Annotated in this window: 20 protein-coding genes; 7 read left to right on the forward strand and 13 right to left on the reverse strand. The window is 70.3% G+C overall.

Annotated features, from left to right (window positions below):
* Positions 1-1,144 (forward strand): NAD(P)/FAD-dependent oxidoreductase (locus tag J1M64_RS01820; RefSeq protein WP_241260939.1); only part of this gene is annotated, 1,144 nt, incomplete at its 5' end.
* A gap of 8 nt (positions 1,145-1,152) precedes the next feature.
* Here J1M64_RS01820 and J1M64_RS01825 read toward each other — a convergent pair.
* The 4 genes from J1M64_RS01825 to J1M64_RS01840 all read right to left on the reverse strand — a co-directional run bounded on the left by J1M64_RS01825 (position 1,153) and on the right by J1M64_RS01840 (position 6,313).
* On the reverse strand, positions 1,153-2,769 hold the full coding sequence (locus J1M64_RS01825; RefSeq protein ID WP_163375924.1) for a hypothetical protein: 1,617 nt from the start codon (positions 2,767-2,769) through the stop codon (positions 1,153-1,155).
* 77 nt (positions 2,770-2,846) lie between these two features.
* Positions 2,847-3,860, reverse strand: coding sequence for a ketol-acid reductoisomerase (gene ilvC / locus J1M64_RS01830; RefSeq protein WP_069388416.1), 1,014 nt, complete (start codon positions 3,858-3,860; stop codon positions 2,847-2,849).
* Between the two features lie 54 nt (positions 3,861-3,914).
* Positions 3,915-4,421: an acetolactate synthase small subunit gene (gene ilvN, locus J1M64_RS01835; RefSeq protein WP_067718247.1), complete on the reverse strand. Its 507-nt coding sequence runs from the start codon at positions 4,419-4,421 to the stop codon at positions 3,915-3,917.
* On the reverse strand, positions 4,418-6,313 hold the full coding sequence (locus tag J1M64_RS01840) for an acetolactate synthase large subunit (protein WP_082924012.1): 1,896 nt from the start codon (positions 6,311-6,313) through the stop codon (positions 4,418-4,420). Before J1M64_RS01840 ends, ilvN begins: the two co-directional genes overlap by 4 nt.
* A 287-nt stretch (positions 6,314-6,600) precedes the next feature.
* Here J1M64_RS01840 and J1M64_RS01845 point away from each other — a divergent pair, with 287 nt between their 5' ends.
* Positions 6,601-7,035 carry a PH domain-containing protein gene (locus tag J1M64_RS01845; RefSeq protein WP_082924013.1) on the forward strand — a complete coding sequence of 145 codons (435 nt, stop codon included), beginning with the start codon at positions 6,601-6,603 and terminating at the stop codon, positions 7,033-7,035.
* Here J1M64_RS01845 and J1M64_RS01850 read toward each other — a convergent pair.
* Positions 6,928-8,421 carry a YhgE/Pip domain-containing protein gene (locus tag J1M64_RS01850; protein ID WP_241260940.1) on the reverse strand — a complete coding sequence of 498 codons (1,494 nt, stop codon included), beginning with the start codon at positions 8,419-8,421 and terminating at the stop codon, positions 6,928-6,930. The two genes, J1M64_RS01845 and J1M64_RS01850, sit on opposite strands and share 108 nt — an antisense overlap.
* Before the next feature lie 189 nt (positions 8,422-8,610).
* On the opposite strand from J1M64_RS01850, the gene ilvD reads away from it, so the two are divergent.
* A complete protein-coding gene (gene ilvD / locus J1M64_RS01855; RefSeq protein WP_206472351.1) occupies positions 8,611-10,449 on the forward strand; it encodes a dihydroxy-acid dehydratase in 1,839 nt (612 codons plus the stop codon).
* Between the two features lie 39 nt (positions 10,450-10,488).
* On the opposite strand, the gene J1M64_RS20125 is transcribed toward ilvD, so the two are convergent.
* Positions 10,489-11,307: a DoxX family protein gene (locus J1M64_RS20125; protein ID WP_206472354.1), complete on the reverse strand. Its 819-nt coding sequence runs from the start codon at positions 11,305-11,307 to the stop codon at positions 10,489-10,491.
* 67 nt (positions 11,308-11,374) lie between these two features.
* On the opposite strand from J1M64_RS20125, the gene J1M64_RS01865 reads away from it, so the two are divergent.
* Positions 11,375-12,397, forward strand: a complete 1,023-nt coding sequence (locus J1M64_RS01865) for an oxidoreductase (RefSeq protein WP_067718261.1) — start codon at positions 11,375-11,377, stop codon at positions 12,395-12,397.
* Positions 12,398-12,497: 100 nt separating this feature from the next.
* Positions 12,498-14,027, forward strand: coding sequence for an HNH endonuclease signature motif containing protein (locus J1M64_RS01870; protein WP_206472356.1), 1,530 nt, complete (start codon positions 12,498-12,500; stop codon positions 14,025-14,027).
* A gap of 85 nt (positions 14,028-14,112) precedes the next feature.
* Here J1M64_RS01870 and gatB read toward each other — a convergent pair whose 3' ends face one another.
* The 5 genes from gatB to gatC are packed head-to-tail and all read right to left on the reverse strand — an operon-like array spanning position 14,113 to position 19,829.
* Entirely contained in the window at positions 14,113-15,594 is a 1,482-nt protein-coding gene (gene gatB, locus J1M64_RS01875; protein WP_067718563.1) for an Asp-tRNA(Asn)/Glu-tRNA(Gln) amidotransferase subunit GatB, read from the reverse strand.
* A gap of 10 nt (positions 15,595-15,604) precedes the next feature.
* Entirely contained in the window at positions 15,605-16,639 is a 1,035-nt protein-coding gene (locus J1M64_RS01880) for an ATP-dependent 6-phosphofructokinase (RefSeq protein WP_182636289.1), read from the reverse strand.
* Positions 16,640-16,696: 57 nt separating this feature from the next.
* Positions 16,697-18,082, reverse strand: a complete 1,386-nt coding sequence (locus tag J1M64_RS01885; RefSeq protein WP_067718267.1) for a DHA2 family efflux MFS transporter permease subunit — start codon at positions 18,080-18,082, stop codon at positions 16,697-16,699.
* Positions 18,079-19,533, reverse strand: a complete 1,455-nt coding sequence (gene gatA, locus J1M64_RS01890; protein WP_206472358.1) for an Asp-tRNA(Asn)/Glu-tRNA(Gln) amidotransferase subunit GatA — start codon at positions 19,531-19,533, stop codon at positions 18,079-18,081. The genes J1M64_RS01885 and gatA overlap by 4 nt, the downstream gene beginning before the upstream one ends.
* Positions 19,530-19,829, reverse strand: a complete 300-nt coding sequence (gene gatC, locus J1M64_RS01895) for an Asp-tRNA(Asn)/Glu-tRNA(Gln) amidotransferase subunit GatC (RefSeq protein WP_067718272.1) — start codon at positions 19,827-19,829, stop codon at positions 19,530-19,532. The genes gatA and gatC overlap by 4 nt, the downstream gene beginning before the upstream one ends.
* A 77-nt stretch (positions 19,830-19,906) precedes the next feature.
* Between gatC and J1M64_RS01900 the strand changes: the two genes are divergently transcribed.
* Positions 19,907-20,563, forward strand: a complete 657-nt coding sequence (locus J1M64_RS01900; protein ID WP_067718565.1) for an amino acid-binding protein — start codon at positions 19,907-19,909, stop codon at positions 20,561-20,563.
* A 48-nt stretch (positions 20,564-20,611) separates the two neighbouring features.
* Here the strand turns inward: J1M64_RS01900 and J1M64_RS01905 are convergent, their stop codons facing one another.
* Entirely contained in the window at positions 20,612-20,986 is a 375-nt protein-coding gene (locus tag J1M64_RS01905; protein ID WP_067718274.1) for a hypothetical protein, read from the reverse strand.
* Positions 20,983-23,181, reverse strand: a complete 2,199-nt coding sequence (gene ligA, locus J1M64_RS01910) for an NAD-dependent DNA ligase LigA (protein ID WP_067718277.1) — start codon at positions 23,179-23,181, stop codon at positions 20,983-20,985. The genes J1M64_RS01905 and ligA overlap by 4 nt, the downstream gene beginning before the upstream one ends.
* Positions 23,182-23,240: 59 nt before the next feature.
* On the opposite strand from ligA, the gene J1M64_RS01915 reads away from it, so the two are divergent.
* Positions 23,241-23,936, forward strand: a complete 696-nt coding sequence (locus J1M64_RS01915) for an exonuclease domain-containing protein (RefSeq protein WP_067718280.1) — start codon at positions 23,241-23,243, stop codon at positions 23,934-23,936.
* The last annotated feature ends 11 nt before the right edge of the window (positions 23,937-23,947 follow it).

Below are 23,947 nucleotides of genomic sequence, written 5' to 3' on the forward strand. Positions count from 1 at the left end.
CCCATCCCCCGCCGCCCTCGCAGAGGGCCTGGGGTCGCGCGCGGAGGCCGACCGGTGGTGGAGCCTCATGGGCCCCCTGGGTCGCAGGGCGGAGGACGTCGTCGCCACGGCGCTGTCCGATCAGCGCTCGGTCCCGCACCTGGGGGCGACCGCGGCGCTCGGCGCGGCGTTCGTCCGCGCCCACCCCCGCGGTGTGGTCGGCGATCCCCTCGGTCCGGACGGACGGACGCTGCTGTCCGGGATCTCGGCCCACGCGATCACCCCGCTGTCCTCCCCCGCCGCGACGGGGGTCGGCCTCGTCCTGGGCTCGTTGCTCCACTCGCCGCTCGGCTGGACGCTGCCGGTCGGCGGCAGCGGGGCCATCACCGCCGCACTGGCCGAGGCGATCCGGGATGCCGGGGGTGAGATCCGCACCGGAGTCGGCGTGGATTCGCTGGCACGGCTCGACGCCCGGGACGTCGTCTTCAACACGTCCTCCCGGATCCTCGGCGAGATTCTCATGGCATCCTCGCCCTCTCCGGCCGTGGCCCGCCGCGCACGCAGACTCCTGGAGGCGCCGGTCGGCGGGGCCGCGGCGAAGGTCGACCTGGTCCTGTCTGGCCCGGTTCCGTGGCGCGACGGCCGGCTCGCCGACGCCGGCACCGTCCACCTGGGTGGGGATTCCCATGCCATCGCGGCCGCCGAGCGCGAGGTCGCCGCCGGTCGGCACGCCGATCGGCCCATGATCCTCGTCTCCCAGCCGTGGGTGACCGACCCGGGACGAATCGCCCCGGACGGTCGACGTCCACTGTGGACCTACGCGCACGTGCCCGCGTTCTCCGACCGTGACCAGACCGAGCAGGTGCTCGCCGCGCTCGAGGCGGTCGCGCCGGGGGTGCGGGACGTGGTCGTGGCCGCCCACTGCACGCCCGCGGACCGGATGGCCGAGCACAACGCCAACAACGCCGGTGGGGACATCGCGGCGGGACGCGTGGACCTGCGGGGGCTCATCGCCCGCCCGGTGCCGCGCGCCGACCCGTTCGCGACCGGCGTGCCCGGGGTGTGGCACGCCTCCGGCTCGACCCCTCCCGGCCCGGGCGTGCACGGCATGGCCGGGCAGCACGTGGCGGAGCGCATCCTCGGCCGGCTACCCCCTCACTGGTAGGACACGAATCACTGGTAGGACACGAACCACGGCCGGGGCTCGACCGCCATGGTCTGCTCGGGCGTGAACGTGGGGGTGTCCTCGTCGTAGAAGTTCTTCCACGCCATCCGGATGCCGGACGGCAGCCCGCTGCGCAGGACGTCCCACGTCTCCATCTTCAGGTCCGGGGTGCCGTGACCGTCGGCGTGCAGGACGATTGACACCTCCGGCCTGGAGGTGTCGATCTGGTCGCGGTCGTCAATCATGGCCATGCTGAACTGGTGGAGGATGAGAAGCTTCTGTGGCCCTCCGCTGTCCCGGGTCAGGTCCGCCAGCCAGTCGGTGACCCGGTTGATCTCCTCGGCGTCCACCGACCCGATCTGCGCGCCCGGCTGTTGTCCCGGCTCGAGCTTCCACTCGGGGTCGAGCGCGAGTCCGACGTTCGGGCGGGTGAGCAACTCCTCGAAGATCCTCGCCTGATCGAGGAGGTCGGCCATGCCGGGCTGGAGGTCGATCACCGCGTACCCGCCGGCGTCGGTGATGGCGTCGATCAGCGGGACGAACTCCTGCGGGTCCCACTCGTTGGTGAAGTTGCCGTCGGGTCCGGCGGACGTCGAGGCGACCGTCGCGATGATCTCGAACGCCGGGATGACCGGTTCCGGGGAGTGCGGCTGGTACTCCCCGACCAACTGCTGAACCCGCGCCACGCTCTCCTCGGGGCCCTGCTCGCCGAGGATACCCAGGGCAGGGGTGATCGGCGACCCGTAGGCGGCCACGAACCGCCGGCCCGGGAACAGCAGCTGTCCGCCGCCCGGCAGTTCGGGAACCGTCCGCGCCTTCTCCACCCGGTCCCCGAGTTCGTCCTCGGTGCCCCACCCGGGCCCGAGCGCGTAGACCGCCTCGGCGTCCCGCACCGCCTCCACGGACCCGCCGTCGACCCGCGGGTCCGGGGTACGGAGGTGGGACACCGCCGCCCCGACGGCCACTGCCGTCGCGACCGCCGCGACCGGCGTCTCGTCGTACACGAGCACGCTGGGTGCGCCCTCGCCGTCCCATGCGGGTTCGCCGCTGTCGAACGGATCGGGGGCCGCGCCCGCGCCGTCGGCAGCGGTGATCTCCCCGGCCGTCATCAGCGCAGGCGTACCCGGCACCTGGTGGACGGTGACGTCGTCGATCCGCCCCGGCGGGACCTCGACCTCGGAGTCGAACGTGATCCCGGTCAGCTCCTCGAGCTCCGGCCGACCTCCCGGGGCGTCGACCACCTCGCCGTCGTCGGGTGTGAAGGCCACCTGCCCGACCCGCAACACCCGCTCGGCGCCGAGTCGCGACACCTCGTCGGCCAATGCCGCGTCCCCGCCCTCGACGGCGGTGAGCATCGGTGCGTGCAACCCGACCGCGACGGAGGCGGCGCGCGCCTGCGCGGCGGCGTCCGGGGCTGCCACCACGACCACCGGGGCGGACTCGATGAGCAGTCTCGTGGTCTCCACGCCGGACCCGTCGGCGTCGGCGGCGACCCGCGTGCCCTCCACCGGGGCGGCTTCGGTTCTCGGTCCGCCGTCACCGGGGTCGGACGTACACGCCACGGTCGTCCCCACCAGGGAAACGGCGAGGACCGCCGCACCCACTCCTCGGTTGAAGTGGCGCACGGCGGTCCTCCTGCTGAAGTCGGGAATCGATCCCGGTGGACCCTACAGGGGCTTCACCGGGTCGGACCCGAGGACCCTCAGGCAGTCTCCGTGATCGGCCGGTCGACCCAGCTCATGAGGTCGCGCAGCTTCTGGCCGGTGACCTCGATCGGGTGCTCGGCGTTCTCCTTGCGGAGCTGCTCAAGCTCCTTATTGCCGCCCTCGACGTTGGCCACGAGGCGCTTGGTGAAGGTGCCGTCCTGGATGTCGGACAGGATCTCCTTCATGCGCTCCTTGGTGCCGGCGTCGATGACCCGCGGGCCGGAGAGGTAGCCGCCGAACTCCGCGGTGTCGGACACCGAGTAGTTCATGCGCGCGATGCCGCCCTCGTACATGAGATCGACGATGAGCTTGAGCTCGTGGAGCACCTCGAAGTAGGCGAGCTCCGGCTCGTAGCCGGCCTCGACCATGACCTCGAAGCCCGTCTTGACGAGCTCTTCGGTGCCGCCGCACAGCACGGCCTGCTCACCGAACAGGTCGGTCTCGGTCTCGTCCTTGAAGGTGGTCTTGATGACGCCCGCGCGGGTGCCACCGATCGCCTTCGCGTAGGACAGCGCGAGCGCCTCGCCCTCGCCCTTCGGGTCCTGCTCCACGGCGATGAGCGCCGGGACGCCCTTGCCGTCGACGAACTGACGACGCACGAGGTGACCGGGGCCCTTGGGGGCGACCATCGCGATGGTGATGTTCTCCGCCGGCTTGATGAGGCCGAAGTGGATGTTGAGGCCGTGACCGAAGAACAGCGCGTCGCCGTCGTTCAGGTTGGGCTCGATGTCCTCGGTGAAGATCTGCGCCTGCGAGGTGTCGGGGGCGAGCAGCATGATGACGTCGGCCCACTTGGTGGCCTCGGCGGCGGTCATGACCTTGAGGCCGGCCTCTTCGGCCTTCGCGCGGGACTTGGAGCCCTCACGCAGGCCGATCGCGACCTCGACTCCGGAGTCGCGCAGGCTGAGCGAGTGCGCGTGCCCCTGCGAGCCGTACCCGATGACGGCGACCTTGCGGCCCTGGATCAGCGACAGATCCGCCGAGTCGTCGTAGAACATCTCCACTGCCATGGTGGATTCCCTTCGTGTTGTTTCGTGAAGTCGAGACTTGTGTAGGAGTCGAGACTATCGAGTGGTGTTGATGGACTTGGGGCCGCGTCCGAGCGCGACCATGCCGGACTGCACGATCTCGCGGATCCCGTAGCCGTCGAGCATCCGCAGCAGCGCGTCGAGCTTGTCGGGGGTACCCGTGGCCTCGAGAGTGAGCGACTCGGGTGAGACGTCCACGATGTGTGCGCGGAACAGACTCGCGATCTCCACGATCTGACCGCGGTTGGTGGCGTCGGCGCGGACCTTGACGAGAGTGAGCTCGCGGGCCACCGAGCCGGCCGGATCCTGCTCGACGATCTTGATGACGTTGACGAGCTTGTTGAGCTGTTTGGTCACCTGCTCGAGCGGGAAGTCCTCGACGTTCACGACGATGGTCATGCGCGACAGGCCTTCGGTCTCGGTCGGGCCCACGGCCAGCGACTCGATGTTGAACCCGCGCCGGGAGAACAGCGACGAGACGCGCGCGAGCACGCCAGGCTTGTCCTCCACCAGCACGCTCAGGGTGTGGGAGCGAGCGCTCACTGGTCCTCCTCCTCGGCGGCGATCACCGCGGCGTCGATCCGCTCGGTCGCCTCGTGGATATCCGCGGCGTCGTCCGCCACGGAGTCGGTGTCGTCGAACAGCGGCCGGATGTCCCGGGCCGCCATGATCTCGTCGTTGGACGTGCCCGCCGCGACCATCGGCCACACCTGGGCGTCCTTGCCCACGATGAAGTCGATGAGGACCGGGCGGTCGTTGATCGCGCGGGCCTGTGCGATCACGTCGTCGACGTCCTCGGCGCGCTCACACCGCAGCGCCACGCAGCCCAGGGCCTCGCCGAGCTTGACGAAGTCCGGGATGTGCATGGAGTGGGTCGACAGGTCGGTCTGCGAGTACCGCTCCTCGTAGAACAGTGTCTGCCACTGACGGACCATGCCGAGGTTGCCGTTGTTGATCAGCGCCACCTTGATGGGTGCGCCCTCGATGGCGCAGGTGGCCAGCTCCTGGTTCGTCATCTGGAAGCAGCCGTCGCCGTCGATGGCCCAGACCTCGGCGTCCTGACGGCCGAACTTGGCACCCATCGCCGCGGGGACCGCGTACCCCATGGTCCCCAGGCCGCCCGAGTTCAGCCACGTGCGCGGCTTCTCGTACTGGACGAACTGGGCCGCCCACATCTGGTGCTGGCCGACGCCCGCGCAGTACACGGCGTCCGGGCCGGCGGCGGCGCTCAGCCGCTCGATGACGTACTCGGGAGACAGGGAGCCGTCCGACTGCGGGCCGTAGCCCAGCGGGAACTCACTGCGGATCTCGTCCAGCTCACCGACCCACACGGCGGGCTCGCCCAGCGTGCCGGATTCGCGCTCGCCGCGCAGCGTCTCGACGAGCTCGACGAGGACCTCCTTGATGTCGCCGACGATCGGCACGTCGACGGCCCGGTTCTTGCCGATCTCGGCCGGGTCGATGTCGGCGTGGATGACCTTGGCGTCCGGGGCGAAGGTGTCGAGACGACCGGTGACCCGGTCGTCGAACCGGGCGCCCAGGGTGACCAGCAGGTCGGACCGCTGCAGCGCCGCGACGGCGGCGACGGTTCCGTGCATCCCCGGCATGCCGTAGTGCAGCCGGTGGGAATCCGGGAACGCCCCGCGCGCCATGAGCGTGGTCACGACCGGGATGCCGGTCAGCTCGGCGAGCGCCATGAGCTCCGCGGAGGCGTCGGCCTTGATGACGCCGCCGCCGACATACAGCACCGGGCGCCTGGCCTTGCCGATCATCCGGGCGGCCTCACGGATCTGCTTGCCGTGCGGCTTGGTGACGGGCCGGTAGCCGGGCAGCTTCATCTCCGGCGGCCACGAGAACGTCATCTCGGCCTGCAGGACGTCCTTGGGGATGTCCACGAGCACAGCGCCGGGGCGACCGGTCTGCGCGATGTGGAACGCCTCGGCGATCATCCGCGGGATGTCCTCGCCGTGGGACACGAGGAAGTTGTGCTTGGTGATCGGCATGGTGATGCCCGAGATGTCGGCTTCCTGGAAACCGTCCGTGCCGATGAGTGCGGTCCCGACCTGACCCGTGATCGCGACGATCGGGACCGAGTCCATCTGCGCGTCCGCGAGCGGGGTCACCAGGTTGGTGGCGCCGGGGCCCGAGGTCGCCATGCAGACGCCGACCCTTCCGGTCGCCTGGGCGTAGCCGGTCGCTGCGTGACCGGCGCCCTGCTCGTGCCGGACCAGGACGTGCCGGACCTTGGCCGAGTCGTAGAGCGGGTCGTAGACCGGCAGGATGGCCCCGCCGGGGATGCCGAAGACGACCTCGGTGCCGATCTCCTCGAGGGACCGGACGACGGCCTGGGCCCCCGTCATCCGCTCTGGGGCCGCGGACCGGGCCTTCTGCTCTGCACCCGGACGGGGTCCGGGCTGTGCCGTTGGTGCGCTCACTTCAACTGTCCTTCATGCTGGTCGTGGAGCCGTGGTTCGTGGTCGGCCGTGATCGTGGATTTCTCTGACCGCGGTCTGACCCGGCAACAAAAAACCCCCGTCGGCCACGAAAGGCCGGCGAGGGTGCGCGTCGACGGAAAGCCAGGTAGGGCTCAGGCGCCGACGCGCCGGCCGAGTACGAGACCGTTCCAGGTGTTCACGAGGCCCAGACTAGGCCGCGGCCGACGGCAGCGTCAACTCGTGGAACATCGATCCCACTATGTGGGCCATGCCAGACTGGAGGCATCATGAGTGCCCCTTTCAGAGCTCCCGTCCCGGAGTCGAGCCCCCGCGATCACGCCCTCTTCCGGGTCAACCCGATGTCGTACGTCGTCATCGCCATTTTCGTGCTGGCGATTCTCTGGCCCGTCACGTCCTACCCCGTCGCCCTGGGCTGGCTGGTGCTGCTCCCCGTCGCCTTCGGTTGGTGGGTGGCCCGGACCTGGACCCGACTGGACGAGGACGGTGTCCACCTGTCGTCCTGGCGCTCCCGACGGTCCGTGCCGTGGGATGAGGTCAGGGGTGTGATGTTCCCCAGGCGTGGGTTCGCCCGGCTCGTGACCACCTCTGACACGTCACTCCCGATGGGCGGGGTCTCGTTCCACGACCTCCCGCGGCTGTCCGGCGCCAGCCGTGGCCGTATCCGCGACCCGTACGCCGCGAGCGGACCCGAGTCCGCCTGACCCTCCCGCTCCGCCTGACCCTCCCGCTCCGCCTGACCCTCCCGCTCCGCCGGTCACCCCGCGGCCGGCGGGGACCCGGTCGGCCACGGCCTGGCGTCGCATACCCATCCGCTCGTAGCCGACGGTGACCGCCACACCCACGACGAGTCCTGCGACCGCCCAGCCGCCGAGGACCCAGACCGCGTGTCCGAGACCCGCCTCCCACCCGGAGTCGAAGAACATGATCGACCGCAGCCCGAGGTAGGCCTGGTGCATCGGCTGCAGTGTCCCGATGGCGACGAACACCCGCGGGAGCATCTCGGTCGGGGTGGCGCCGCCCGAGGTGGGGATGCCCAGCACCACGAACACCACGAGGTTCACGAGCAGACCGGCGTTGCCGACAGCAGCGATGATCGTGTGCGCACACACCCCGACCGCGACGATGACCAGGTTCGAGAACCAGAACATGTGCCACGGGTCGTACCCGGTGACACCGATGATGTCCGCCACCCACAGGACGAGCCCCGAGACGAGCGGCGCCGTGATCAGGGTGACCACCCACTTGCGGGCCAGTGTCTGGAGTCGCCCGAACGGCGCCACGTGGACGTGGAGGGCCAACGGCCCGATCTCCAGCGGGATGAAGCCGAGCCGGGCGTCCAGGAGCGCGGAGATGATCATCGCCCCGGTGAATCCCGCCAGGATCACGACCAGCGCGTAGAACATCGGGAGCGACGCGTTCGACACCCCGTCCGGCAGCGGGTTCCACGCGACGACGTCGATCGCCACCGGATCGGAGAGGGCGACCGCGGCCGCGGCGCCGACGGTCCTGCCCTCGGCCTCGGCCAGCAGCCGGGACTGTGACAGCAGTTCGGTCCCCATCCGGTCGTGGAACGATTCCTGCATCGCGTCCGCCATGGTGTTCATGACCTGGCCGGAGACGATGGACACGCGTGGCGAGTACTCGAGTGAGATGCGGGCGCGTTCGGGTGGCCCCGCCGTGTCGCCCGCCTCCGTCGCCGCGGCCTCGACGAGCCCGGCCACCCGCCCGCTCAGTTCGGGTGGGATACGGACCGCACCGAAGTACGTGCCGTCCCGGAGGCCCTCCTCGGCGGCCTCCGGATCCACCACGTGCAGCCGGACCCTCCCCCAGTCGTTGTTCTGAAGCAGCCCCGCGGTGATCCGCGACCCCATGTCGAGACCACGCGGACCGATCGGGGTCTCCAGGGTCGCGGCGACGTCCTCGTCCACCACCGCCACGGGGATGTACCTCGCGTGGGACTGCGGATCCGCGGTGCCCCCCAGGTACATGAACGACAGGAGGAAGAACAGTCCACAGACCAGGGCCACCGCCCCCGCCGAGTGCGAGAGGAACTCACGTAGCCCACCCGTGTGACCGGAGTCGGTCATGTCCATCCCCATTCGCGTCACGTCGAGGCCGGCCGGATGGCCGACCGTGAGAAGAGTAGACCCACATCGGGGCGTATTGTGTGGTGGTCACGGCGCGATCGGGTGTCGCTGCGGGGCGCGCGCACACTGCGGCCCCGTACGGCACGACTCCCGGAATGCGCCCTCCCCATCGAGTCGGAGCGAGGTCCCATGCCGCCCCTGAGGTCACGAACCAGTACCGCCGGACGCAACGCCGCGGGGGCGCGTGCCCTCTGGCGCGCGACCGGCATGACGGACTCGGACTTCGGTAAGCCGATCATCGCGATCGCGAACTCGTACACCCAGTTCGTGCCGGGCCACGTCCACCTGAAGAACGTCGGGGAGATCGTCGCCGAGCAGATCGCGGCGTCGGGCGGCGTGGCCCGGGAGTTCCACACCATCGCGGTGGACGACGGGATCGCGATGGGCCACGCGGGCATGCTCTACTCGCTGCCCAGCCGGGAGATCATCGCGGACTCGGTGGAGTACATGGTCAACGCCCACACTGCGGACGCCCTGGTGTGCATCTCGAACTGCGACAAGATCACCCCGGGCATGCTCAACGCCGCGATGCGGTTGAACATCCCCACCGTGTTCGTCTCCGGCGGGCCGATGGAGTCGGGGTTCTCCGTCGTCGTCGACGGCGTGGTCAAGGCGGGCTCGGACCTCATCACGGCGATCTCCGCGTCCGCGAACTCCGCCGTCGACGACGAGGGCCTGGACGCCATCGAGCGCTCGGCCTGCCCGACGTGCGGGTCTTGCTCCGGGATGTTCACCGCCAACTCGATGAACTGCCTCACCGAGGCGCTGGGGCTGTCGCTGCCCGGCAACGGTTCGACCCTCGCCACCCACAGTGCGCGGCGTGAACTGTTCGCCGAGGCCGGCCGGGTCATCGTCGACCTGTGCACCCGCTACTACCGGGACGAGGACTCCTCGGTGCTCCCCCGTTCGGTCGCCACCAGGTCGGCGTTCACCAACGCCATGGCGCTGGATGTCGCGATGGGCGGCTCCACAAACACCGTGCTCCACATCCTCGCCGCCGCGCAGGAGGGCGAGGTCGACTTCGACCTGAGCGACATCGAGCAGATCTCCCGCCGGATCCCCTGCCTGGCCAAGGTCGCGCCCAACTCGGACTACTACATGGAGCACGTCCACCGGGCCGGCGGCATCCCCGCGATCCTGGGCGAGCTGTACCGCGGGGGCCTGCTGGAGACGGACGTCCACTCGGTCCACTCCCCGTCGCTCGAGCAGCACGTCGCGGACTGGGACATCCGCAGCGGCACCGCGACCGAGAAGGCGATCGAGTTGTTCCACGCGGCCCCGGGCGGGGTGCGGACGATCGAGCCGTTCTCGACCGACAACCGCTGGGAGTCGCTCGACACGGACGCCGAGAACGGCTGTATCCACTCGGTCGAGCACCCGGCGACCGCGGAGGGCGGGCTCGCGGTCCTGCGCGGGAACATCGCGCCGGACGGGTCCGTCTTCAAGACCGCCGGCGTGTCCGAGGACAGTTTCCACTTCTCCGGTCCGGCCAGGGTGGTCGAGTCCCAGGAGGAGGCCGTCTCGGTCATCCTGGACAAGACGCTGCAGGTCGGCGAGGTGCTGGTGGTGCTCTTCGAGGGCCCGGCCGGCGGTCCGGGGATGCAGGAGATGCTGCACCCCACGGCGTTCATCAAGGGCGCCGGCCTCGGAACGAAATGCGCGCTCATCACCGACGGCCGCTTCTCGGGCGGGTCGTCCGGGCTGTCCATCGGTCACATCGCCCCGGAGGCCGCCTCGGGCGGCCCGATCGGCCTGGTGCGTGACGGAGACATCGTGACCATCGATGTCGCCACGCGGTCCATCTCGGTGGATGTCGACGACGACGAGCTGTCCCGCCGCCGCGCCGAGAGGGGCCCTCTCCCGTGGCGACCGGTCAAGCGTGATCGGAAAGTGTCCACCGCTCTCCGCGCGTACGCCTCGATGGCGTCCTCGGCGGACAAGGGTGCCGTGCGCATCCTGCCCGACTGACGCGCCTGGTCAGGGCCGCGCGCCCCGGCTCCCGGGCTCTCAGCCCGCGGTGACCGGGGCGCTGTCGGCTGAGGAGGTCAGCGGATTGGTGCCGTTGAGGAAGTACCACACCAGACCGGCGATGACCGCCACGACGATCACCCACACGACGCCGCTGAAGCGGGGACGGTGGGACCATGCCCACTTGCGGTCGGCGGACCATCGTCCCGGTCCGGAGAAGAGGAGGGTCACCAGCGCCGCGGCGTAGAGGATCGACACCTCGAGTCCGCGGGTGGTGTCACTCAGCACGGGGATGGGGTCGGTCCCGGTCAGTCGGATCGCTATCCCCAGTCCGATGAGCCCCAGCAGACCGGCCGCCGCCACCGGGGTGGCGAGTCCCACCACGAGCATGACGCCCGCCACCAGTTCGACGGCGCCGCCGGCGATCGCCAGGATGCGGGCCTGGTCGAATCCGGAGTCGGTGAGAGTCTGCGTGAACCCGTCGATCCCGGGCCCGCCGAACAGTCCGACGAGCTTCTGCAGTCCCCGCATCGCGAGGAGGACGCCCACGGCCAGTCTCAGGACGAACAGCCCGAAGTCGGCCGTTCCCCGGCGGCCGATCGTGTCCCGCGACGCGGGCGCGATGGTGGTGGGCTGGTCACCGAAGGGCAGGGGCGAGGACACGTCGTACCCCCCGGACTCGGCGAACTGCGAGTAGTCGGTGCGCCCGGCCGCGGGGAACGCGGTGGTCGCGCCGTCCCCCGGGCCGCCCCGCGAACCGGCGCCCGCGCCCTGGGCGTTGGGGACGTCGAGCGGGTAATCGACGTCGTGGATGATCTCGGTACGGGCGTCGTCGTCTCCGCGCTTTGAGGAAGTCACGGATCGACTGTAGGCCGATGCCGGTGCGCGGACGCTGAAGGACACGGCGCGCCGTAGTCTGGTCGGCATGAGATCGCTCCCGCTGCTGCTGGCACTGGCCGTCGCCGTGTCCGGTTGCGCGAGGTTCGACGACCGCCTCGAGGACCCGTTCACGCCCGCGGCCGGGCCGGGGATGGGTGCCGCTCCGCCGAGCCCTCCCGGCGCACCGACCCCTCCCCCGACGTCGCGCCCCGGGGAGCCGGAGCCCCCGGCCGAGACGGGCCCCTGCGTCGATCCCGACCCCGCCGTCATCGCGACCTGCCTCGAGCCGGCCGTCGCGGTGGCCGGGCTCGGTGAGCGAGCGCTGGTCGCCGAGTCCACGGGCGGGGTGAAGATCGTCTCCGCCGATGCGGACCCCGAGCAGTTCGGCAGAGTGGATCCCCGGTCCGGTCGGGTGGCCGCGGTCGCGCCGTCCCCGGATTTCGCCCAGGACCGGTTGGTGTATCTCCTCGTCGTCGGCGACGGACCCACCCGGGTCGAACGACTGGCGCGCGGCGACGCCCCCCGCACGGTCGCGGAGCTCGCACCCGCGGACAGCGGTGGCCTCGCGTTCGTCGACGACATCCTGACCGTCGGCGCCGGCTCCGAGGTCGTCCGGTTCCCGACGTTCACCGGGATCGGCCGCGCGGAGGACCCTGAGGTGATCGGACGCGACCTCGGGCGCATCCAGGCGTTGTGTCCTCTCGGCGAGGATCTCTTCCTCTCCACGGTCACCGACCGCGGTGCGGCGATCCGGACACCGGATCGCACGGTGTGGACGTGGCCGGACCAGCGTTCCGCCGGTGGGTGCGCCGCATCCGAGGGCACGCTCGCCATCGCCCTCCCGGACGCCGAGCGGGTCGACACCCTCCAGACCGCCGGCGGCGCGGCTCGTGGTCAGCCCGAGGCGCTGGCCGAGGGCCGGTACGGGCGGCTGACCGGGTTGTCCGTCGTCGGCGAGGGCGTCCTGCTGGCGGGCACCACCAACAAGGATGGTGCATCACCAGTGCCCACCGATGACCGGGCCGTGATCCTCCCCCAGTCCGGTGGTGGCGGCGACGCCCGGACCTAGCTCGTCGAACGCTTGTGCCAATACGACACCCCGGGTAGGGTAGTACACACATTCGATTCGGAATGCCTGGCGCATGGGGGTGAGGGCCTTGGTGACGACGATGAGCCCTTCCGACTTCGGGGCGCTGCGCGCGGTGGATGAGCCGTTGGAGTCGTTGGACGCGTCAGCGCTCAGCGAGGTGGCCCGGTCGGTGACGCTGGCGCAGAACCTCGCCGCGGCGACCCGGCTGCACGCCGCGTACCTGCTGGTGGAGAGCTTCCGCCGCCTGGACGAGGCCACCCACGGCGACACGCAAGACGACACCCGCCCCGCCCACGCCCGCCTGGATCCGGCCGGCCGGGCCCGCGACCACCTGGCCGCGGCCATGTCACTGACCTGCTGGCACGCCGGCCACCTGGTCACCGCCGCCATCCAGGCCCACACCCGGCTCCCGCTACTGCGGGGCGCCCTCGAACGCGGCCTACTGCCCGAGCAACTCGCCATCGACGCCGCCTGCCGCCTGGCCGGCGTGCCCGACGAGGTCGTCGGCGCCGTCGAGTCCGATGTCATCGGCCGCCTCACCCGGGCCCTTGCCGGCGGCCACCGGCCCAGCCGCTCCGCACTGGACACCTCCGTCGACAACGCGGTCGCACGCCACGCCCCACAAGCCGCCCAGGACGCCGCAGACGCCGCCGCCGAAGAACGGACCGTGCGGTTCCGCCCCGGACGCAACGGCATGACCTCCATGTGGGCCAACCTGCCCTCCGGTGACGCCGAGAAGCTGCGCCGCCGCATCGAGGCCGCCGCCCGTGCCGCCGCAGACCTGTGCCATCCCCGCAGCCGCAACCAACTCCGCGCCGACGCCCTCATCGCCCTGGGCGACCCCAACACCACCGACATCGCCGACCCCGCACACCACCCCGAGGAGACCGCGAACACCGTCGACGGCGACCGCGGACACCTGCCCCCGCTGGGCGCCTCGTGGGGCACCGACAAGCCCGTCCGCATCTCGGTCATCAACACCATCGCCCAAGGACTGCCCAACCAGGTCCAGTTCGTCAACGGCGCCTACGCCAGCTTCGACTGGCTGTGCGAGGAGATCCTCTCCGGTGGCGACGCCACCGTCCGGTTCGAACTCATCGACCCCGCCCCCGGCAACCTGGACGTCCCCGAAGCACTCCTCAAATACTTCATCACCCCGGCCCTGGCCGAACGGATCCGACTACGCGACGGGACCTGCCGCCACCCCGGATGCACCGTCGACGCCCACGACTGCGAGATCGACCACGTCATCGCGTTCGATCACAGGCGCCCCGAGCTGGGCGGCCCCACCGCCGAGTGGAACCTGATGTGCCTCTGCCGCAAACACCACCGCGAGAAGACCTTCGGCCACTGCGCCTACCGCCCCGGCCCACTGGGCGAGCTGACCATCATCACCGAAACCGGCCACGAACACCACACCAACCCCACCGGCCCCCTGGCCCAGGCACGCAACCACATCCTCGAACACCAATGGCGAGAACACCTCGACCGCCTCACCGCCGACGACGGCCACCTCACCAACCCGCCAGGCACCACCCGGCCGAACGCCACCGGTACCGACCGGCGACTCCGCCCTGATGACGCGACCGAGGGAGATCAGTCCGCATAGCCATGGTCAGTCGGCGTGGGTGGCCGTGCCGATTTCGCTACCGTTCCGATTCAGTTGCCGTGCCGATTCAGCTACCGTGCGAGTTTCAGTTACACGCCGCGATAACCAGCTCTTTCACGCGCGCCGGGTCGGCCTGACCGCGGGTCGCCTTCATGACGGCACCGACGATCGCACCGGCGGCCTGGACCTTGCCCGAACGGATCTTCTCCGCGATGTCGGGCTGCGCGGCCAGGGCGTCGTCGACGGCCTTCTGCAGCGCCGAGTCGTCGCGTACCACCTCGAGGCCCTTGTCAGCGACGATCTGGTCCGGCTCGCCCTCGCCGTCGAGGACGGCGTCGACGACCTGGCGGCCGAGCTTGTTGGTGAGCTTGCCCTCGGCGACCAACTCGATCACGCGCGCCAGCTGCACCGGCGAGATCTCCAATTCGGTGAGCGCGACGCCGCGCTTGTTGGACTGCTGGGTCAGGTACGACACCCACCACGAGCGGGCCTCGGCGGCCGGAGCGCCCGCGTCGACCGTGGCGAGGATCAGGTCGAGGGCCCCGGCGTTGACGAGGTCCCGCATCTCCTCGTCCGAGACCCCCCAGTCCGCCTGGACCCGGGCGCGGCGAACCCACGGCAGCTCCGGCAGTGTCGCGCGGATCTCCTCGATGAGCTCCTCGGTCGGCTCGACGGGCGCGAGATCCGGCTCGGGGAAGTAGCGGTAGTCCTCCGCCGACTCCTTCGGCCGGCCGGAGGTGGTGGTGCCGTCCGACTCGTGGAAGTGCCGGGTCTCGAGCACGACCTCGTCACCCGCGGTGAGCACGTCCGCCTGGCGGCACATCTCGTGTCGGACCGCGATCTCGACGCTGCGGAGGGAGTTGACATTCTTGGTCTCGGTGCGGGTGCCGAACTCGGTGGCGCCCTTCGGCATCAACGAGACGTTCGCATCGCAGCGCATCGAGCCCTGGTCCATCCGGACGTCGGACACGTCGAGGCTCCGGAGCAGATCACGCAGCGTCGTGACGTAGGCGCGCGCGATCTCGGGTGCCCGCTCCCCCGCACCGACGATCGGCTTGGAGACGATCTCGATGAGCGGCACGCCCGCGCGGTTGAAGTCGAGCAGCGAGTGGGTGGCGCCGTGGATGCGGCCGGTGGCGGATCCGACGTGGGTGGACTTGCCGGTGTCCTCCTCCATGTGCGCGCGCTCGACCTCCACGCGCCACGTGCTGCCGTCCTCGAGCTGCACGTCGAGGTACCCGTCGTGGGCGATGGGCTCGTCGTACTGCGAGATCTGGTAGTTCTTCGGCTGGTCCGGGTAGAAGTAGTTCTTCCGCGCGAACCTGCTGTACGGCGCGATCGAGCAGTTCAGCGCCAGACCGATCTTGATGGCCCACTCCACCGCCTGGCGGTTGGCCACCGGCAACGCGCCCGGCAGACCGATGCACACCGGACACACCTGGGTGTTGGGATCCGCCCCGAACGCGGTGGGACACCCGCAGAACATCTTGGTGTTGGTGTGCAGCTCTACGTGCACCTCCATGCCCATGACGGGATCGAAACGTGACACGACCTCGGTGAACTCCATGCGGAACAATCTAGCCGAAGAGGCATGCGGCCTCGCGGTAGCGGTCCTCCGGGACGGTCTTGAGCACGGCGACCGCGTCCTCTACCGGCACCATCTCGATCGACTCCCCACGGAGCGCGACGATCTGCCCGAAATCCCCCCGGTGCGCGGCGTGCGCCGCGTGTACCCCGAAACGGGTCGCGAGCACGCGGTCGTACGCGGTCGGCGTACCGCCGCGCTGGATGTGGCCCAGCACGGTCGTCCGGACGTCGCGGTTCATCCGCTCCTTGATCGCCGCGGCCATCTGGTCGGCCACCCCGGTGAACACCTCGTGGCCGAACTGATCGTTGCCTCCCTCGCGCAACGTCATGCCGGAACCCTCGACCGGCGTGGCACCCTCGGCGACCACGCAGATCCCGTACGCCTCCCCCATCTGGAACCGGCGTTTCATCACCTTGCACACGTAGTCGATGTCGAACGGGACCTCGGGGATCACGATCATGTGTGCACCGGACGCCAGGCCCGCGTGCAGGGCGATCCACCCGGCGTGCCTGCCCATCACCTCGACGAGCATGACCCGCTCGTGCGACTCCGCCGTCGTGTGCAGCCGGTCGATGGCATCGGAGGCGATCGAGACGGCGGTGTCGAAGCCGAACGTGTAATCGGTGCCGCCGACGTCGTTGTCGATGGTCTTGGGCACCCCCACCACGGGGATGCCGTTCTCGGTCAGCCAGCGGGCCGCCTTGAGCGTGCCGTCTCCGCCGATCGCGACGAGCGCGTCGATCGCGTGCCGCTCGAGGGTCTGGCGGATGACCGGCAGGCTCGCAGTGAGGATGTCGGGGTTCAGTCGGCCGGTTCCGAGGATCGTGCCACCGCGGAGCAGGATGCGATCGATGCCCTCGTCGTCGAACAGCGGCACGGCACGGTCGTTCACCAGCCCGGACCACCCGTCCTGGAAGCCCAGGACCGGGGAGTCGTACTCCGAGTTGGCGGTGCGGACCAAAGCGCGGATGACCGCGTTGAGTCCCGGACAGTCGCCGCCGGCGGTCAGTACACCTATACGCACGTCGAGCTCCTCTCGGTTACCCCGCAGTCTAGGTCCGCCCGCCCCGCATCGCGGCGGTCACCGCCCCGGGCTCACCGACTGTTCACCGGTACGGAACGCCATGGTGGCCAGACCTCCCAGCAGGACGACAACAGCGGGGAGGAACATCGCGTCGGCCACCGCCTGGCCGATGTCACCGTGGGCCACGAACCGGGCCTGTACCACCGCGCCGATCGCGGCGGACCCCAGCACCGCCCCGACCTGGCGGGTGGTGTTGTAGACACCGGATCCCGCGCCCGCCGACGCCAACTCGAGGCGTCGCATCGCGGTCGACGACGTCGGCGCCCACACACACCCGTTGGCCACCCCCATGAGGGCGATCGGACCGAGCAGGACGGGGATCGAGGTCTGGGCGTCCATCACCAGCGCGAGCCAGAACAGGGAGACCGCATACGAGAAGTAGCCGATGCCCGTGAAGATCCGCGGATCGAGACGATCCGCCCAGCGTCCGACCAACGGCGCCAGAACACCCGCGATCAGGGCCATGGGCAGCAACATCATCCCCGCGCGGGTCGGGCTGAGTTCCTTGACCCCCTGGAGGTAGAACATGAGCGGCACCATCGTGCCGGCGGTGACGAAGCCGATCGTCGAGACGCCGAACGTGCCGATCGAGAAGTTGCGGTCCCGGAACAGTCGTAGAGGTACGAGCGGCTCGGTGCGGACGCGGGACTGCCACCACACGAACACGGTCAGACCCGCCACGCCCGCCGCGATGAACCCGGCGGTGGTGCCGCCCCATCCGTGCTCCTCACCCTGCTGGATCCCGAACACCAGCAGGAACATGCCCACGGCGGACAGGAAGATCCCGGCTATGTCGTACGAGCGCGACCTGGTCTCCAGCACCGGGACCCAGAGCCACACCAACACCACCGCGAGGACACCGAACGGGATGTTGACGAAGAAGATCCACCGCCAGTCGAACGCGTCGATGAGCACACCGCCGAAGACCGGGCCGACCACGGAGGCGATACCCGCCACCGCACCCCATGCACCCATGGCCGCGCCGCGGCGCGCGGGCGCGAACACCCGGGTGATGACACTGAGCGACTGCGGGGTGAGCAGTGCCGCGCCGAAGCCCTGGAACACCCGCGCCACGATGAGGGTCTCGATGTCGGGCGCCAACCCGCACCACAGGGAGGCGCCGGTGAACAGCACCAGGCCCGCGATCGACACCCGTCGCGGCCCGATCTGGTCCCCCAGCCGACCGGTGAACAGCAACGGCACCACGTAGGCGAGCAGATACGCGCTGGTCACCCAGATGACCTGGTTGGTCGTGGCGCCGAGTTGGGTGACGAACGCGTCGGTGGCCACCGCCACGATCGTCTGGTCCACCAGGATCATGAAGAACCCGATGACGAGTGCCGCGAGCGCCTTCCATGCGTCCCTCTCGGGGACGGTCGTCACGCTATCGCGCCTCTCGCGGCCTCGTAGGCGGCCCCGACCCGGTAGAGACGGTCGTCGGCGAGTGCCGGTGCCATGATCTGCAGACCGGCGGGCAGGCCCTCCACCAGACCGGACGGCACGGACATCCCGCAGTGACCGGCCAGGTTCAGCGGCAGGGTGCACAGGTCGAACTGGTACATCGCGACCGGGTCCTCGACCTTGTCCCCGAGCGGGAACGCGGTCGTCGGCGTGGTCGGCGAGATCAGCACGTCGACCTTCTCGTAGGCCGCGTCGAAGTCGCGCGCGATCAGCGTGCGTACCTTCTGGGCCTGACCGTAGAACGCGTCGTAGTAGCCGGCCGACAGCGCGTAGGTGCCGAGCATGATGCGGCGCTTGACCTCGGGGCCGAAGCCCGCCTCGCGGCTGGCGGCCATGACCTGGTCGGCCGACCCGTCACCGGTCCGCAGGCCGTAGCGCATGGCGTCGAAGCGTGCCAGGTTGCTGGACACCTCGGACGGGAGGATGAGGTAGTAGGCGGGCAACGCGTACCGGAAGTTGGGGCAGGAGACCTCGACGATCTCGGCACCCAGGTCTCGCAGGGTGTCCACCGCGGCGCGGAACGACGCCTCGACGCCGGGCTGGTAGCCCTCGCCGGAGAACTCCGTGACCACGCCCACCCGCAGGCCCGTCAGGTCACCCTTCGCGCCCTCACGGGCGGCGGCGACGACGTCCGGGACCGCCACGTCGAGGCTCGTCGAGTCGCGCGGGTCGTGCCCCGCGATGACCCGGTGCAGCAGCGCGGTGTCCTCGACTGTGCGGCCGCAGGGCCCGCCCTGGTCGAGCGACGACGCGCAGGCGACGAGCCCGTAGCGCGAGACCGTCCCGTAGGTGGGCTTGACGCCGACCGTCGCGGTGAGCGCGGCGGGCTGGCGGATCGACCCGCCGGTGTCGGTCCCGATGGCGATCGGGGCCTGGTGCGAGGCCAGCGCCGCGGCCGAGCCACCGCCGGAACCACCGGGGGTGCGGCTCGGATCCCACGGGTTGCGGGTGGGGCCGTAGGCCGAGTTCTCGGTCGACGACCCCATGGCGAACTCGTCCATGTTGGTCTTGCCGAGGATCGGGATCCCCGCCTCGCGCAGTCGCGCGGTGACCGTGGCGTCGTACGGCGAACGGTAACCCTCGAGGATCCGTGAGCCACAGGTGGTGGGGGCGTCGGTGGTGGTGAACACGTCCTTGAGGGCGATGGGCACGCCCGCCAGGGGTCCGAGCTCCTCGCCGGCCGCCAGTCGGGTGTCGACGTCCCGGGCCGCCCGGAGGGCCTCGTCCGCGCCCACGTGGAGGAAGGCGTTGATCTCGCCGTCGACCTCGCCGATACGGTCCAGGTGCGCCCGGGTGACCTCCTCCGAGGACACCTCCCGCGCGGCGATCCGCCCGGCCAGCTCGGCGGCGGTGGCGGTGGTGAGCTCGGTCATGCGTCCTCCCCCAGGATCTGCGGAACCTCGAAGCGCTGTTCGTCGGCCGCCGGGGCCTGGTCGAGTGCCTGCTCCGGGGTGAGGCCGGGCGTGACCACGTCGTCGCGGTAGACGTTGGTGATCGCGGTGGGGTGGCTCATCGCGGGCACGTCCTCCGCGGCGACCTCGGACACCGCCTGCACGTGGTCGAGGATGTCGGTGAGCTGCTGTGCGAACGAGTCCAGCTCGGAGTCGCTCAGTTCCAGGCGGGAGAGCCTGGCCAGATGCGCGACGTCCCCGCGTGAGATCGAGGTCACGTGCCTGCCCCTTTCCGTGACGTGGTCGGTACCGGCCCAGCCTAGTCAGCCCGAATGCGTGCGGCACAATGGGCGTCATGTCTTATCTGCTCCGTGTCATGCTGCCCGACCGACCGGGCAGTCTCGGCTCCCTCGCGGTGGCGCTGGGGACCGTGGACGCGGACATCATCAGCCTCGACGTGGTGGACCGGTTCGACGGGGTCGCCGTCGACGACATAGTCGTGGAGGTCCCGCACGGCACCTTCCCGGACGCCCTCATCACCGCCGCCGAGCGCCTGGACGGCGTGATGGTGGACTCCCTGCGGCCGTTCGGCGGGATCCTCGACGCGCATCGGGAACTCGAACTCATCGACGCCGTCGCCGGGGCGGGTGCCGGGGCTTCCCAACTGCTCGCCGACGAGCTCCCTTCCGCGCTGCGCGTCGGCTGGGCGCTGGTCGTGGAGGTGACCGCGGACGCGCGGTGCCGTCTGATCGCGCGGGGCGAGTCCGCACCGATGTGGGAGGGCGGCGAGGTCTCCGTGCTGTGCGGCCTGGAGCGGGTGACCGCACTGGACGACGACGACGACGGCGTGCCGGCGGAGTGGACGGCCATGGACACCTCGCTCGCGGCCGCGCCGTTGAACTCGGGGCACATCCTCGTGGTGGGCCGACCGGGCGGTCCCTCGTTCAGGCCGTCCGAGGTCGCTCGGCTGGGGTACCTCACAGGGATCCTGCGCTCCCTCGACGCCGGCTGACCGGGCGGGCCCGCCGCTCCCTCGACGCCGGTCCGGCACGGATGTCGGTCAGCGGCGGGGTCCGCGTCGCCACGACCACACCGCGACCGCCGCGAAGAGCAGCGCTGTGACCGGCAGGACCCATGCCAGGTCCGTCATGAGGACGATCTGACGGAACTGCTCGTTCGACAGGAACTGCGCGACTTCGTTACAGGAGTAGAGGCAGGAGACCGGGTTCGACATCGGGCCGACCCAGAGCCACACCAGTCCGGCGAACGCTCCGGTCGATGCCCCCGCCACGGCGGAGGCCGACACCGAGAGGAGGCGCCCGGGACCCTCGCCCCGCAGACCACGGAGGGAGACACCGACCGCGAGCGCGAGACCGACGCCCGCTCCGAGGAACAGCGGCCAGGGGAACTGGGCGAGGGGCGTCACCGGGGTCACGGGTCGGTTTCCTCCGGTTCCGCGTTCACATCCGGGTCCAGGTCCCCTTCCCCCGCCCCGGCCGGACCGTTGTCCATCAGGTCGACGAAGCCGGCCTCGTCCAGGATCGTCAGGCCCAACTCCTCGGCCTTGGCCGCTTTGGACCCCGGATTGTCGCCCACCACGACGTAGTCGGTTTTTTTGGAGACCGACCCGGAGGCCTTGCCGCCGCGTGCGATGATCGCCTCCTTGATGCCGTCGCGCGTGAAACCCTCGAGTGAGCCGGTCGCCACGATCGTCAGGCCCTCGAGCGTCCGCGGGATCGATTCGTCACGCTCGTCGGCCATCGAGACGCCGGCGGCGGTCCACCGGTCGACGATCTCGCGGTGCCAGTCGACGTCGAACCACTCGACCACCGAGGCCGCGATGGTCGACCCGACCCCGTCCGTCTCCGCCAGTTCCTCCTCGGACGCGGCGCGGATGGCCTCCATGGTCCCGAACCGGGTCGCCAGGGCGCGCGCGGCCGTGGGGCCCACGTGTCGGATCGACAGCGCGACCAGTACCCGCCAGAGCGGTCGGTCCCGGGCGGTGGCGAGGTTGGCCAGCAGCTTGCGACCGTTCTCGGTGAGCACGGTGCGTTCGGGTTCGGCCCCCGCCTCGATCTGCTTGCGGGTGGCCTTGTCGACGCGGGTGTAGAGGTCTGTCCTGAGCAGGTCGGACTCGGTGAGGTCGAACAGTCCGGCCTCGTTGACGAGCACCCCGCTGGTCAGTAGATCCGAGGCGCCCTCGTACCCGAGCGCCTCGATGTCCAGGGCGTTGCGCGAGGCCAGATAGAACAGCCGCTCCCGCAGCTGGGCGGGACAGGAACGCTGGTTGGGGCAGCGCCAGTCGGCGTCGCCCTCCTTCGCCGGGGCCAGGACCGTATCGCACTCCGGACAACGTTCGGGGAAGACGAACTCGCGCTCGGTACCGTCGCGCCGCTCGACCACCGGGCCGAGGACCTCGGGGATCACGTCACCGGCCTTGCGGATCACCACCGTGTCGCCGATCAACACGCCCTTGCGGATCACCTCGGTCTGGTTGTGGAGGGTGGCCAACGAGACCGTCGAACCGGCGACCGTGACCGGCTGCATGTGGGCGAAGGGGGTCACCCGCCCGGTGCGCCCGACGGAGACCCGGATGTCCAGTAGTTCCGTCATGACCTCCTCCGGTGGGTACTTGTAGGCGATCGCCCACCGCGGCGCGCGAGAGGTCTGGCCGAGTCGACGCTGGACCGCGCGGTCGTCGATCTTCACGACGAGACCGTCGATCTCGTGTTCGGGGTCGCTGCGGTGCTCACCCCAGAACCTCATCCGATCGACCACCTCCTCCACCCCGGTGGCGGGCGCCGTGTGCGGTGAGACTGGCAGTCCCCAGTCGGCGAGGGCGAGGTAGACGTCGTGGAGGCTCTCGAAGGTCGCGCCCTCGACCGCGCCCAGACCGTGGCAGTACATGCCGAGTCGGCGCTGGGCGGTGATGGCGGGGTTCTTCTGGCGCAGTGACCCGGCCGCGCTGTTGCGCGGGTTGGCGAACGGTGCCTTGCCCTCGGCCACGAGACGGGCGTTAAGCTCGGCGAAGTCCTCGAGTCGGAAGAACACCTCGCCCCGCACCTCGATGAGCGAGGGCAACGGGCGGTCGTCCGACGGGGTGAGCGTGACCGGGATGTCGTCGATGGTCCGCGCGTTGAGGGTCACGTCCTCCCCCGTACGCCCGTCACCGCGGGTGGCGGCGCTGACCAACCTCCCGTCGCGGTAGACCAGGTCCAGGGCCACCCCGTCGATCTTGACCTCGCACAGGAACGGCAGCCGGTCCTCCGATACTCCCGCCTGCTCGACGGCGGAGGCGACCCAGTCGCGCAGCTCCTCCTCGGAGAACACGTTGTCCAGGCTGGTCATCCGCTCGAGGTGCTCGACCGGGGCGAAATCCGTCGAGAAGCCACCGCCGACCAGTTGGGTCGGCGAATCGGCGGTCCGCAGCCCCGGGTGCGTCACCTCGAGCGCCTGCAACTCCTCGAAGAGCCGGTCGAACTCGGCGTCGGAGACGATGGGCGCGTCCTTGACGTAGTAGCGGAACTGGTGATCGCGGACCGTCTCCGCGAGCTCGGTCCACTCCTGCCGCACCTCGGGCGGGATGTCCCCCGTGCCGACGGGCTGACTGTTGTCATCGGGAAGGCTCACGAGGACAGGGTAATGCCGGGCGGGGCCTCGATGTCGGAGCGCTGCCCTACGGTGAGCCCATGACAACCCACACACAGCCACCCCTCGCCATCGACCGGAACCGACTGCTCGCGTTCGACCTCGAGACCACGGGCCCGGACCCCCGGACCGCCCACGTCGTTTCCTCCGCCCTCATCGCGATAGACGGGCAGCACAAGAAGGAACGGAACTGGCTCGCCGACCCGGGCATAGAGATTCCCGAGGGGGCGACGGCGGTCCACGGCATCACCACGGCCCATGCCCGCGAGAACGGCCGCCCCCACGCCGAGGTCATCGCCGAGACGGTGGCCGCCATCCGCCGGGGATGGGGCGAGGGACGCACGCTGGTGGTGTTCAACGCCTGTTACGACCTGACGATCCTGCGACGGTGGGACCCGTCGTTCGAGATCCTCGGTCCCGTGATCGACCCGTACGTCGTGGACCGCGCGGTGGATCCCTACCGGAAGGGCAAGCGGACGCTCGAGGCCCTGTGCGGTCTACACGGGGTACGACTCGACAGCGCCCACGAGGCCGCGGCGGATGCGCTCGCCGCCGCCCGGCTGGCGTGGAAGATGCTCGGCGGACAGCCGGAACTGTCGGGTCCGGACTGGCGGGAGGTCAATGCGCGCCAGGCGAGCTGGCACGAGACGCGCCAGCGGGACTTCGTCGCGTACCTGGAGCGGTCCGGAAAGGACTCGTCCGACGTCAACACGCTCTGGCCGATGGCGATGCCGTAGCGCCGCGACGC

Origin of the sequence: Dietzia sp. KRD202 (assembly GCF_017168155.1) — a bacterium.
Lineage (GTDB): Bacteria > Actinomycetota > Actinomycetes > Mycobacteriales > Mycobacteriaceae > Dietzia > Dietzia kunjamensis.

What these genes read in the sequence shown, in the direction of transcription:
- ilvC (WP_069388416.1), bottom strand. Translation starts at nt 3,860, where the DNA reads ATGGCAGTGGAGATGTTCTACGACGACTCGGCGGATCTGTCGCTGATC.
- J1M64_RS01845 (WP_082924013.1), top strand. Translation starts at nt 6,601, where the DNA reads ATGAGTGCCCCTTTCAGAGCTCCCGTCCCGGAGTCGAGCCCCCGCGAT.
- J1M64_RS01850 (WP_241260940.1), bottom strand. Translation starts at nt 8,421, where the DNA reads ATGACCGACTCCGGTCACACGGGTGGGCTACGTGAGTTCCTCTCGCAC.
- ilvD (WP_206472351.1), top strand. Translation starts at nt 8,611, where the DNA reads ATGCCGCCCCTGAGGTCACGAACCAGTACCGCCGGACGCAACGCCGCG.
- J1M64_RS01865 (WP_067718261.1), top strand. Translation starts at nt 11,375, where the DNA reads ATGAGATCGCTCCCGCTGCTGCTGGCACTGGCCGTCGCCGTGTCCGGT.
- J1M64_RS01870 (WP_206472356.1), top strand. Translation starts at nt 12,498, where the DNA reads ATGAGCCCTTCCGACTTCGGGGCGCTGCGCGCGGTGGATGAGCCGTTG.
- gatB (WP_067718563.1), bottom strand. Translation starts at nt 15,594, where the DNA reads ATGGAGTTCACCGAGGTCGTGTCACGTTTCGATCCCGTCATGGGCATG.
- gatA (WP_206472358.1), bottom strand. Translation starts at nt 19,533, where the DNA reads ATGACCGAGCTCACCACCGCCACCGCCGCCGAGCTGGCCGGGCGGATC.
- J1M64_RS01900 (WP_067718565.1), top strand. Translation starts at nt 19,907, where the DNA reads ATGTCTTATCTGCTCCGTGTCATGCTGCCCGACCGACCGGGCAGTCTC.
- J1M64_RS01915 (WP_067718280.1), top strand. Translation starts at nt 23,241, where the DNA reads ATGACAACCCACACACAGCCACCCCTCGCCATCGACCGGAACCGACTG.